The following is a 12742-nucleotide window of genomic DNA, read 5'->3' on the forward strand; positions in this document are numbered from 1 at the left end:
CATTTAATGTTGTACTAAAATTTATTTGCTAGCGAATTGACTTCGCAAATGTTTTGCTCTTGAATCAAGTTCAAGAGACCCTACACATTTGATTCGTCGAAACTTTGTTCAGTTTTCAAAGGTCTAAATCGCTGTCTCAGTTACCCAAGCAGCTCAATCATAATAGCATTTAAAGCGTTTTCTGTCAACATCTTTTTTCAAAGAAAATTAACACTGCTTAATTACTATAGCTGTCTTACGACAACAGGAATAACTATACCAAGTAACAAAATGATTGTCAACAATAATTTTTAAACTTGATAGGCACTGCCCGTTGCAACAACGTTTACTAATATACCAAGCTGTAATGAAACTGTCAACAATTAATTCGCAATTGTTTCACGTTTATGAAAATACATTATTTATAGCGCAAAATCTTTTAAATGTTTTTAGACAAAAAGAACCTGCGACACAACTGTTAAAGTTCAGCTTCATTTTGCTAGTCCGTGGTGTCGAAGCGAGTGTCAAAAACCAGTTTATTCCGCTTAAAAAAATTTCGGCGGTGACAAACGTCATAGCCGAAATTTCATCTCCGAACAATTATTGTCGAAACGGGTGCCAAAAGTCAGCGGGCTCCGCTTAACAACTTTTGACACACTCTGATGCTCACAAACTGAACGGCGTTTGACCCGCTCACTTCAGCACCCATCAACAAAGCACCCCGCTCAAACATGCTAACTAGGCATTAAACTCCGTTTTAACGTGGCGTTTGACCCGTGCAACTACCGGAAAAGCAATTAAACCGCCAACAACCGCCTGAACAAAGTTAGTCGGAATACCAACTAAGCCGGTTTGAATCGTATACATAATTGAATCCGAAATAAAGTAACCACCAACCATCACAACGCACGCAACCGCCAGTGCTACCACTTGTTGGCCCTTGCGGCGTCCCGCACCAAATTGACCAGCAATCCAGCCTTCTAATCCGTGAACGATCAACGAAAAAATCATATATTGCGAATACCCTAATAACAGATCTAGCAGGAGTCCACTCGCACCACCAACAATGGCTCCGCCCCGCCGTCCAAATAATAGAGCCGCAATAAAGATGCCCGCATCGCATAAATTAATATAGCCGTGCGTCATCGGTACCGGAATATGGAAAAATAATGAAATCACGACCGTCACGGCAATTAAAATGCCCAACGTCGTAACGGTCTTAGTCGTAATCTTGTGCTGATTGCCATCCGTCAATTTAACCATCCTCTCAAACACTTTGCCGATTGAATCTAACGCCCCATCGATGTTTCCCATTCTACACCCAAAAGTTATTTCATTATTAAGAAAAAAGGCTGAACCACTTCGGATTCAACCCTTCTTACTTTTGCTTTACTTAACGCGTGCCAGGAAGTAACGTTTCTTCCCGCGCCGAACGATCACAAACTTGCCGTCAAAGGCAGCCGTTGGATCAATTTCAGCATCAACGTCGGTTACTTTCTCACCATTGATCCGGATAGCGCCGTTTTTGATATCTTCCCGGGCCTGACGCCGTGAAGGTTCAAACTTAGTCGCGTCCACCAACCACAGAACAATGTTCTGTTTTTCAGTTGTGACATCCGCAGACGGTACTCCCTTAAAACCTTGTTCAATTTCATCCGCATTCAACTTTTGAACATCACCGGTGAATAACGCCTTGGTAATGTTTTCGGCTTCGACAACGGCTTCTTTACCGTGGACAAATTCAGTCACTTCTTCTGCTAAGCGACGTTGGGCCTCCCGCTTTTCAGGAGCAGTTTTCACCGTTTCAGCTAACCGGTCAATTTCTTCATGACTAAGGAAAGTGAAGTACTTGAGGTACTTGACCACGTCACGATCATCTTGGTTAATCCAAAATTGGTAAAATTCGTAAGGAGAAGTTCTTTCCGGGTTCAACCAAACGGCACCGCCAGCGGTTTTCCCAAACTTTGTTCCGTCAGCCTTCAATAGTAGCGGAATCGTTAATCCGTACGCCTTAGCATCGTTACCTTCTAAGCGGTGAATCAAATCCGTACCGGCCGTAATATTCCCCCACTGGTCCGCCCCACCAATTTGGAGTTGAACATGTTCTGAACGGTAGAGGTGCAAAAAGTCAACGGATTGGAGAATCTGGTACGTAAACTCCGTGTAGGAGATCCCCACTTCAAGCCGACTAGCCACAACTTCTTTATTCAGCATGTTGTTCACACTGAACAACTTCCCGTAATCCCGTAAAAAATCGAGCAGCGAAATTTTGGATAACCAGTCGTAGTTATTAACGATTGAGAAGTTTTTATCCGAACCAAACAACTTGTGCATCTGAGCGTTTAGACCGTCCTGGTTATGCTTAACCTGGTCCATCGTTTGAAGCTTGCGTTCAGAATTCTTACCTGAAGGATCACCAATGGCACCGGTCCCGCCACCAACCACGACGTACGGGTGATGACCCGCTAATTGGAAGCGTTTCAAAATCATAAATGGAATCAAGTGCCCGATATGCATACTGTCCCCAGTCGGATCAATCCCACAGTACAACGAAACGGACTGCGTTTCGGTAAGCTCTTTCAATCCGGCTTCGTCGGTTTGTTGATTGATAGCGCCACGCCACTTCAAATCATCAATAATGTTCATGTGTTTTCCTCCTAAGTTAAGGTCCGAATAAAATAAAAAAACTCGTCCCTGTCTATTCAACAGGGACGAGTTTTTCCGCGTTACCACCCAAGTTATCGCGTTTAACGCGATCGCTCATTGATTGGTAACGAATATCATCCGGCCGATTGGCAGTTCATCCCATGTAATTCGTCACTAACCACAGCCCGGTTCACACCAACCACCGGTTCGCTTTACTGTTGGGTTAATCACTACTAATTAGGAATCACTACTTTTAATTATTACCTAACATCATAAGCACTCCGTCGCTAAAAGTCAATCACGTTTTCGCGTCCGCATGGCCATGACCAAGGCAACCAAGTTGATAAGAATTAGAACTAACAGCAAGGTTAACGCCACCGTTGAGCCCCGGGCCGTTCGGTAAGCTTGTGACCCCACCGTGCGGGTTTGCACTAAAGTAATCACCGCCGAAACGAGTGACGTCCCCGTGGCGCCCGCAAACTGTTGCAACGTATTAAACACCGCGTTACCGTCCGCCTGTTCGACACTGGGTAATTGGCTTAGCCCGCTCGTCATGGTGTTCCCCATTGTGAGTCCCATACCCACCATTAGCAAAATGTAGATCACTAAAATCACCGGACCATTTAGATGCATTCCTAATACCGTGAACAGGGCGATTGCTACCGCCAAGATCACCGCCCCCGTTAAAATGGGCTTAGTAGCGCCAAATTCGTCTAGAATCCGACCGCCCAGTGGTGCAAACGCAGCACCGACCGCGGCGCCCGGTAGGACAAATAATCCCGCTAACAAGGCACTCTGACCATTTACCAATTGCATGTAGTTAGGCAAAATGAAGGCCAGTCCAAGTGCGTTTACCTGAACTAGGAAAAAGCCGAATAAGTGCCAATCAAACGAACGAAATTTGAACAAGTCTAGTTTAATCAACGGTTGTTTTGAACGGCGCGTAATCAAAACGAACCCTATCAACCCCGCTAGTCCCAAAACTAACCAACTACCAACTAGTCCTGGACGGGTCACAACGTGTTGCAAATTACTAAACGCAAGGGTGAACCCCACGAAAATTAGGATAACCATCAACCAAGCCGGAACATCAAAACTCGTTTTAACCGGCGGTGTTGCCTGCCGAATAGCATATAGTCCTAATACCAACGAAATCAACAGTAATGGCAACAACAGGATAAAAATCCAGTGCCAGTTCAAACTGCTGACGACCAACCCGCCAAACGTTGGTCCTAAGGCCGGCGCAATGGCCGTAATCAGGGTGCCAATTCCCATTAACGTCCCCCGTTGTTCATCCGGGACCCAGTCCAAAATAATATTGAACATTAACGGCAGCGCAATCCCAGTCCCTAGTCCTTGCACGATCCGCCCAAGAACCAGCACACCAAACCTAGTCGCGGCCGCATCAATGACCAAACCAATGATAAACAACAAGTTAGCGGTCACAAACAACGATTTCGTTTTAAAGCGCCGTTTTAAAAAGGCTGAAATAGGGACAATGATGGCGACCACGAGTAAATAAGCCGTCGTCATCCACTGAACAGTTGCGGTGTTCAGACTGAACTGGCGCATCAAGACGGGGAAAGTAATGTTCATCGCGGTCTCGACAACCACCCCACAAAACGATAACAGTCCGGCCGCTACGACCGCCAAAATCAACTTTAGGTCCACTTTTTTTTGCATTAAAATCAACTCCAACAAAATATAGTTCGTAATAGAACTAATTACCTAGTTTAACATAAACGCACGAAATTACTAGTGTTAGTATTAGATTGACAATCCACCTTAACTTGATATAATTCATTTTAGTTAGAAAACGAACTAATTCTGGAGGCTACCATGAAAAATTCACTCGGGGTCGCAATCAAAAAGGCTAATAACGCCCTTGCCCGTGATACCGCCCACTTTGCCAAGCAACTTGGTCTAACCGAAATGCAGGCAAGTACCATTAACTACATCGCCGACCATGAAAATTCACAGGACGTTTTTCAACGCGACTTGGAGCACGAATTTAACATTCGCAAAGCAACCGCTTCAAGTCTCGTGACGGCCATGGTGGCTAAAGACTTACTTATTCGGGTACCCGCAACTAAGGATGCCCGCTATAAGCGGTTACTGCTCACGCCCAAAGCCCGACCACTGGCCGCTCAAATCGAAGCCTTTTTCATCACGAGCGAGCAACGTATGCAACGTTTGTTAGCATCAAACTTTCAGCCTACTTACCACGGGTTACAACAACTTAGCCAAACTTTTACTGATCAGCCCACTTCCTCCCCGTCTAAAAAGGGACTAAAAGCAAACGACAATTAAGCTATCCTGCTTAATTGCAAAAAGGACCTGGAACAAAACTTTAAGGCGCATAAATTACTCATTTTACTTCGAGTAATTTATGCGCCTTAAAGTGCCGTGGTAATGGTATCAAAAGTCAGTTCGTTCCACGTTAATACTCACAAACTAAACGACTTTTGGCCCATGCTTTCTTTACGATGTACAAATTTTTTGATTATAGACTAGTTTTTTGCGGTAGCTGCGATTTTAATGACGGTGTTCGCCTGTTGACCTTGTACTTGGGACACTTTGTCGGACTTTTGCCACTTAACGGAGTTCGCCTCACCAGACTGGGCCTGGTTATAGACCGTGACCGAACCATTGGTAACCGCCTTATCCGTCAAATTCTGTTTTTGAATTTGCTCATTGACCTGGTTTGCAAACTTGGCCGGGTTCTTGGCCACATCCTCGGTATTCGCAATCGTGGTGACCGACCAATTTCCCGTATTCCAGTGAACGTAAATCCGTCCCATCGTGCCTTGAACGGTCGCCGTTTCACCCGTATTTAACTTAACCGTGTCACCCTGAGCGGCAGCCAGATAATCCACCTGGGCCTTGGCATCACCCTTAGTGTTGTAATCCGTTTTCTTATACGTTGCGGTCTTAGAGTTGGTCCCGGCTTTAACGTACTGCACGCTATAGTTAGCCTTCGTTCCACTGGCGCTCTTCGCACTAACCGTTTGATTCGTTGCCTTAACGGTCGTTGGGGCCGCCGTTTGACTAACCGAACTAACGTTATTTGATGCCGCGTGCAAAACGTGATTTACCGATGGTACGGCTACTAAGCCCAATACCAACGCGCCCGTTGCCGTTGCAATACCCAGTTTAACTTTCCGCTTAAAATCCATAAAAAAATGTCCTCCTAATTTCGCAACTACTTTCCTGGTACTTCCTACGTGTCAGCCCACCACTCGGATTAACCGCCCGTAGCGTCGTTCCCCTTAACGTGGCTGCACTAACTTTATAATATCAAAATATAATTATTATTGCTGATACTTTCTGAAAACCATCACAAATTGAGCTTATCAAAATAGTTGATTGCCTTTTATGATTATTTTAATATCGCACTCTTTTATCATAAGCTTTTTTGGCCGAAAAACGACTTCATTTCGATTGCAATTAAGTTACAGCTTGTTAACAAATGTTTATTTCCAGTCAAAAAAGAACCAACCCGTCGAGTTCCCCCTCATCAGATTGATTCCTTCATCACTTTATAACGTTTAGTGTTTCAGCGTCAGCACGATGGCCTGACTGCCCATTTGCCGATAAGCTGCTTGAAAGTCCTGCCAGTTAACGGCCTGCTGTTTCTGGCCGTACGGATTGTTAATGTAAATTTTCTGTTTGGCACGGTTAAACCCGACGATAACCACACTGTGCATATCGTAAGTGATCTTAACCGATCCCTGCGGCGTCTGCCAAGTTTCCATGGAACTAACCGGCGCAAACGATACCGTCGTTACCGTCCAAACTGGCCGCCCCGCTTCCAACTCTTTAATGACGGTTCCAAAGCTGGCCCCCGTTAAATCCTTAACGTGGGTTGTCTGGGTTTTAGCCAATTTATAAATGGGACCGTGGTAAACGCCCAAACCGGCATCATCCCCATTAATGTCGCCAACAAACCCGTAGTTCGGGTTGCCGTGTTCCCCGTTATCATAAGTAATTGGTACACTAGTTAATTTTTCGGCTAACTGATTTTTAGTGACGTTAATGTGCGCGTAGTTCATCATCATGGTCAACGATGTTACTTCACACCCGTTATACAAACGTGGTGTTGTCATCTGATTAACCAGGGGAACGTCCAGTAACACCTGGTTAACCTTCTTTTTCGATTCCGCCGTTGGTTTGCTCGGCGCGCTCTTCTTAGTCGTAAACGACGCGTCAATCCAATCCGAAGCCTGCGAAACCGTGAAGCCGATGACCCCCAAAAGCACCATGGCAATTATAATCAGCGACCACGGTCGCCGACGTTTACGTAAATGTCTTGGCATCTGATTCCACCCGTTTCTTTATTTAGATTATTGAACAATTAAAGCGCCAACAATCAATGAGTATCATACCATGAACTAACTTCGAAAAACACCTTTAGATTCTAAGGTTTTTAGGTGGTGGGACCCGGCCACCATTGCAATTCAAAAAGCGCTTCCATGGCTGCCCAAGCAGTCCTAAGCGGCCTTTTCAAAACTTTCACCGAATAACTCCCAGTTGCCCCAAAACTTGGCGCCGTATCGAGCCTAGGAGTTCTAGCCGCTAATTAACCAAATAAGAATTAACTCAACAAGGACACACGCTTGAATTCACAACTTCTTGGTCATACCAACTAAAAAAATTGGCAAGTCCCGTTCGGAGGTTCACGCATCAAACAACATTCACGTCAGTACTGACGGCGTTAACAGTCAAAGTTGCCCTTGATTGTGTTTAGCTTCCTAACCTTCTAAAATCGGTTTAACGCTAGTTTTGACTGGTCCAACCTGACGTACAAACAAAACAGCCAACTGACTGTGAGTTTCGGCCACGAAACCTCAATTTATACTGGAAACGATTTTATTTTGCATTATGATAGTAATGTCAACTAACAATCTGACCAATTTTATGCATTTTTAGTGAGGTAACCTCCCTTGAAAATTTTAATTTACATCCTGTCATTATTTTCTGGTACTTACGAAATGATCATCTTAATGTTAGCCTTCCGTGAGTTTTTAACTTGGCGCATTGCAACGGTGTGGACCGGGGCAATCATCGGTGTGGCCGTCTTCAGTCAGTTAGCACCTTTTTTCCCGCACGTGCCCCTAGTCCTGTTCTGGATTGTTCCAATTACCGTGGTCAACACCATTATGTGCACCCGCTTTCTCTACACCAAGTGGATTCTAGCACTCCCAATCGTTGTCTTTTTGAACGCCTTCAAGCGACTGATTGGGGGCATCTCTGGGAGTCTCGTTAAGTTACTCATGGGTTCCAATGTTGAGATGAAGTTGCGCCAGGTCATGAGTCTTAAATTATTTATCACCAACCTAGACTTATTCTACGCAGTAGTGATTGGCTTGCCCATCGTCATACTGGTCGGGCTCTGGGCCCACCACTTAGTCATTCGCTCCGCGACGGCCGACTTTTTCCAACACGCTCAAATTGATCGTAACGATTACTTGTTAGTGCTGCTTTGCTACGTGCTTTACATTTTGGCCTACTCGTACGCCCTAGAACTGTCCGTCGTTGCACAAATGTACGTGGCCATTGCGTCCAGTGTAATTTTTGGAATTATTAGTTTTTACCTGGTCAGCAGTAAAAACAGTCGCTTAACCGACGCGCAGTTACTAAATCAAGTTTCACAATATAACGTGCTGCTTAGCCACCGTAATCAGGAACTACACCTCTTTAAGCACGATTACCAAAACGTCCTGCTTAGTCTTTCCCAATATATTCAAAAAGACGATATGGACGGCCTAAAGCGCTACTTTGAACAGGAAGTGTTACCCAACGGCCAAGAGCTAACAACAAGCGCGGCCCCCGAACAGTTGCGTTACCTCCACGTGCCGGCCCTTAGCGGCTTAATTTATTCAAAGTACGAAGCGGCCGCTAGCCGGGGCGTTACCCTAGAAATCGCCCTGCTGCAACCCGTAGATTTACCGGATACTGACCAGGTTAAGTTAGTACGGATCCTCGGAAACTTGCTTGATAACGCCATTGATGCCGCCGTGAAGGTCGATAAACGGGTCAACTTGGCCATCGAAGTGACGAAGCGTACGGTCACTTTTAATATTCAAAATAAATTTCAAGCAAATGAAAACATTGATTTAGCCCACATTTCAAAAAGTCGCTTTACGACGAAACCGGGGCACTTGGGCTACGGTCTGAGCAGCATTGAACAGTTGGCTAATAAACAACTGACTGTTCATTACCGCATTAAAAACGATACTTTCTTGGCCATTCTCACCATTCAGCGTTAGCCGATTTTAGAAAATCTTAATTTACTAAGAGCGCTTTCTTTACTACAATGGTGGTAATAATCGATTTCTTGAAAGGAACTGAAAGCCATGTCTTTATCCGATGATCAAATGGACAAACACCTCCAGTCGGCCATGTTCGGCACCCCGGTGTTACATCCTGATGAACAACACCGTAACTTGGGAACGTTCCGGGAACGGATTGACCTTGGCGTTACTTTTACCCAAGCGCTGACCCGCGACTATTCAGTAGCGTTTCAAACCGAAATGACGGCCCATCCGGACTACCAACTATTGTTACACGGCCTTTTAGATCAAGATATTCTCGACCGGTACGTTAAACTTGCCAATCACCAAAACATCAAGTTTGCGATTCGCAATGATTTAATGTATCAGCATACCCCGGATAGTTTAGCCATCGCCTTTGCCGCCACGACGGCAATTACCCCCAGTTCGATCAACATTGACGAGCGCTTTCCGGCAACCGCCCCAGCCACGTGCAAACCGCCCGTTTCACACGAGTTGTTGATTGAAAAAATCCACCGGCACTTGGAGCGTAACCGCCAAGAATTTCGGCAACGGCACCACCTCACTTAATAATGACATTCAAAAAGGGCCCCGTGCGTACGGCACGGTGGGCCCTTTTGGCTTATAGCCTAAAACAATTGTAAAATACTAATCACGACGGGGGGAACGATGAGGGCTGGTAACAAGTTAAGCGTATTAATTTGCTTAATTTTCAGTAACCCTAACCCGGATGCTAAAATCAAAATCCCCCCAACAATCGTGATCTCGTTTAACAGCGCCGTGCTTAACGCGCCCTTTAAAAGCAGCGCTAAAACATACAGTGAGCCTTGCCAAATAAAAAGGACTCCGGCCGCAATGGCGATTCCAAAACCAAACGTGGAAGCTAAGACGATCGACGTAATCCCGTCCAGCATCCCGTTAGTAAATAAAAACGTGTAATCGTGCTTCAAAGCCGCTTCAATCGGCCCCAAAATTGACAGCGATCCGATACAATACAACAGCACCGCCGTTGCCAACCCCTCCGCCAAGTTACCACCTGAAAACCGGTTAACTAACTTATCAAAGCGGCCCTGCAAATCAAGCGCTTGCCCAACTAAGCCCCCAATTGCCAGGCTCACAATAAACAGTACCGGGTACTTACTCTGCGGCATCCGTTGAACCACCGCGTTGATTCCAATCATGCAAGCGGCCAGTCCTAGCGCCTGCATCAAAATATCGTGATACGCCGGCTTGATTCCCCGCTTAAATAAACTTCCCACCGTACATCCAATTAAAATCATGCTGACGTTAAAAATCGTCCCAATCATCGGCTCACCCCACTGCAATTAATATTTTCATTATAAAGTCTCAAGTAACTTGAGGGTCAAGCATGTTTTACGATTGGAACTTGGATGCGGGTCACCGACTGCTTCACGTCGTCGGTAATGCCGTAATCAATCAAAGCCGTTTCCACGGCGTCCCCGTTAAGCCGCCACCCCTGCCGCTGGCAATCAGCTTTTAATTGCTGATAATACGGGGCCGCGTCGGCGTGGGTTCCCCGAAAGGTCAGCTGTGCATAATCACCGGCGGGTAACTGTCCCGACTGTTCTGGCCGGGATTCGCCCGGTTCAAAAAGGAGGCAAATTCCCGCATAGCGGTCAAATTGGTCCGCCGCCAGGTCCGTAGCGGATAGTAACAGGGCGACTTTGCCCAAAAAGATACTTTCAGTTAACCCGAACTGGGCCCGTAATTTTGCGATCACCAACTCAATATCATCCTGGGGACGGTAAGCGTGTTGAAGCGCCACCATCGCGCGGGGCGGTAAATTCACCAACAGCGTCCGTCCCAACGGCGCAGTTTGGGCTGCTTGAACTTGTCGTAACCGGTTTTGAAGCCGTTGATCGATGGCGTTTAACGTTCGTAATCGTTGTTGAACCACGCGTTGCTGACTACTTAACATGGCTTCTAGTTTGGGTAATTCCCGGGCCGCAAAAAAGTCCTTGATCTGTGCCAGCGGGACCCCCAACGCCCGGAAATATTTGATCGTACTCAGACGTTCAAATTGTTCACTGCCGTAGTACCGGTAGTGACTTGCGGGATCGACCCGGGCCGGGGTCAGTAAACCAATCTGATCATAATAGCGTAACGTGGGGACTGGAACGTCAAAAAGTTGCGCTAATTGGCCAATTGAAAAATCTAGTTGCATTTGCTACCTCCCGTTTTCCAAAAAAAGAGCCCCGGAGTGTCCCCTCCAAGACTCATCAACTAATTACGATTTACTTGACGGCACTCGTCGCGTGTCCAGCCCGCACCTGGGCTAAGTAACGTTCACTTTGTGGTTCGTCAAATTCGTGTTCCGACTTACCAATAATCACCGCGGCCAGCGAATTACCAACCACGTTAACAACCGTTCGTCCCATATCAACTAGGCGGTCGATTCCGGCAATGAAGGCGAGGCCCTGCACCGGAACACCAATCGTTGAAATCGTTGCTAATAACACGACGAACGAGGCCCCGGGAACCCCGGCAATCCCCTTAGAGGTAATCATTAAAACAACCAATAACGTGATCTGCTGACTCAGGCTCAAATGGATACCGTAAGCCTGGGCCAAAAATAGGGCGGCTAATGACTGGTAAATGGCCGAGCCGTCTAAGTTAAACGTGTAACCGGTTGGAATCACAAAGGACACGATGCCTTCGCTGACCCCAAACTTACCCATTTTATCAATAATTCGGGGCAACGCCGCCTCAGAGCTGGCCGTTGAAAAGCCGAGCACCATTTCGTCCCGAATTACTCGTAGTAAATGCCAAATGTTGAGGCCAAAGAGCCGGGCAACAATTCCCATGACGACCACGATAAAAATGGCCATGGTAATGTACGCCAGGATGATAAAGTACCCGAGCGGTGCCAGGGCCTTTAAACCCATTTCGGCGACCGTCACCCCAATTAACGCACAAACCCCGATTGGCGCGGTGTGCATAACCCAATTCGTCACTTTAAACATTGCTTCGGCCACGGCATTCATAAAGTCTAGAATGACTTTACCCTGATCACCAATGGCCGCCGTACCTAAGCCGAAGAAAACAGCAAAGAAAATGACCGGAATCATGTCCCCCGCCGCTAACGACTTAAAAACGTTGGTGGGAATGATGCCCATCACGGTCGACCAAACCCCGTTATGGGAAACCGTTTTAGCGGTTTGTACGTATTGGCTGATGTTCGACGCGTGCAACTGGTGAATATTAATGTAATCACCGGGGTGAAAAACGTTGCCCATTAATAACCCGAGGGCAATCGCAATCGTTGTCATTAATTCAAAATAGATGATGGTTTTGCCACCAATTCGCCCCAATTTCTTTAGGTCACCCATGTTAGCGATCCCGGTAATTAAACAGGCCACCACGATTGGTAATACGATCATTTGAATCAAACTAATAAACATGGTCCCAATATTTTGCATCGCCGTGATTGCCGTTTGGTTCCCATAAAAAACGACGCCTAATCCGATTCCTAGAACTAGACCAATTAGAATCTGCCATCCTAGACTTAGCCGAAAACGGTGGTACCGTTTCATCTTTGTTTCCTCTTTCAACCTTACTCGCTCCGTTCTCATTTCTGGATGTTTTTTCAACTTATGCCAAACAATATTAACATTTTAGCACAAGGTCCACTAAAATGAGAACCAAATTAGAATTTGATAAAGCAAAAAACGTTGTCACGGGACTGCTCCGAGTCAAGTAGACAGTTCAAATAATTAAAATAGCTATGCAGTTTTTAGAATGGCATGATTCCGAAATTCTTTCGGGGTCATGCCATTTAGTGTTTCTTGGCGACGCTTGTAGTT

Annotated in this window: 12 protein-coding genes and 1 other annotated feature; of the genes, 3 read left to right on the plus strand and 9 right to left on the minus strand. The window is 46.0% G+C overall.

Features of this window, described 5'->3' with window-relative positions; all coding sequences use genetic code 11:
- Positions 1–717: 717 nt before the first annotated feature.
- The 3 genes from D1831_RS12710 to D1831_RS12720 form a co-directional block, all read right to left on the minus strand.
- Entirely contained in the window at positions 718–1242 is a 525-nt protein-coding gene (locus D1831_RS12710) for an ECF transporter S component (protein WP_125073263.1), read from the minus strand.
- A gap of 126 nt (positions 1243–1368) precedes the next feature.
- Entirely contained in the window at positions 1369–2625 is a 1257-nt protein-coding gene (gene tyrS, locus D1831_RS12715; protein ID WP_125073255.1) for a tyrosine--tRNA ligase, read from the minus strand.
- A 58-nt stretch (positions 2626–2683) separates the two neighbouring features.
- Positions 2684–2882, minus strand: a binding site (T-box leader).
- Between the two features lie 37 nt (positions 2883–2919).
- On the minus strand, positions 2920–4308 hold the full coding sequence (locus D1831_RS12720) for an MFS transporter (RefSeq protein WP_125073256.1): 1389 nt from the start codon (positions 4306–4308) through the stop codon (positions 2920–2922).
- Positions 4309–4464: 156 nt separating this feature from the next.
- Between D1831_RS12720 and D1831_RS12725 the strand changes: the two genes are divergently transcribed.
- Entirely contained in the window at positions 4465–4935 is a 471-nt protein-coding gene (locus D1831_RS12725) for a MarR family winged helix-turn-helix transcriptional regulator (protein WP_125073257.1), read from the plus strand.
- Positions 4936–5135: 200 nt separating this feature from the next.
- Here the strand turns inward: D1831_RS12725 and D1831_RS12730 are convergent, their stop codons facing one another.
- The gene (locus tag D1831_RS12730) at positions 5136–5801 is read right to left on the minus strand and encodes a hypothetical protein (RefSeq protein WP_125073258.1); all 666 of its coding nucleotides are present in this window, start codon (positions 5799–5801) and stop codon (positions 5136–5138) included.
- Positions 5802–6173: 372 nt separating this feature from the next.
- The gene (locus D1831_RS12735; protein WP_125073259.1) at positions 6174–6941 is read right to left on the minus strand and encodes a C39 family peptidase; all 768 of its coding nucleotides are present in this window, start codon (positions 6939–6941) and stop codon (positions 6174–6176) included.
- A 627-nt stretch (positions 6942–7568) separates the two neighbouring features.
- Between D1831_RS12735 and D1831_RS12740 the strand changes: the two genes are divergently transcribed.
- Together D1831_RS12740 and D1831_RS12745 are read left to right on the plus strand one after the other, a co-directional pair.
- Positions 7569–8894, plus strand: a complete 1326-nt coding sequence (locus D1831_RS12740; RefSeq protein WP_225422892.1) for a sensor histidine kinase — start codon at positions 7569–7571, stop codon at positions 8892–8894.
- 87 nt (positions 8895–8981) lie between these two features.
- Complete coding sequence (locus tag D1831_RS12745) at positions 8982–9488, plus strand: YueI family protein (RefSeq protein ID WP_125073260.1); 507 nt, start codon at positions 8982–8984, stop codon at positions 9486–9488.
- Positions 9489–9547: 59 nt separating this feature from the next.
- On the opposite strand, the gene D1831_RS12750 is transcribed toward D1831_RS12745, so the two are convergent.
- The 4 genes from D1831_RS12750 to D1831_RS14945 all read right to left on the minus strand — a co-directional run.
- Positions 9548–10225, minus strand: a complete 678-nt coding sequence (locus D1831_RS12750) for a DUF554 domain-containing protein (RefSeq protein ID WP_125073261.1) — start codon at positions 10223–10225, stop codon at positions 9548–9550.
- 56 nt (positions 10226–10281) lie between these two features.
- Positions 10282–11103: a MerR family transcriptional regulator gene (locus D1831_RS12755; RefSeq protein WP_125073262.1), complete on the minus strand. Its 822-nt coding sequence runs from the start codon at positions 11101–11103 to the stop codon at positions 10282–10284.
- Between the two features lie 70 nt (positions 11104–11173).
- Positions 11174–12472 (minus strand): cation:dicarboxylate symporter family transporter, encoded by a 1299-nt coding sequence (locus tag D1831_RS12760; protein ID WP_125073265.1) that lies wholly within the window; start codon positions 12470–12472, stop codon positions 11174–11176.
- A gap of 189 nt (positions 12473–12661) precedes the next feature.
- Positions 12662–12742: IS3 family transposase (locus D1831_RS14945; RefSeq protein ID WP_341483886.1), on the minus strand; the 81-nt coding region annotated here is incomplete at its 5' end.

The sequence above is a fragment of the Lactiplantibacillus garii genome, assembly GCF_003885105.1.
Classification (GTDB): Bacteria; Bacillota; Bacilli; order Lactobacillales; family Lactobacillaceae; genus Lactiplantibacillus; species Lactiplantibacillus garii.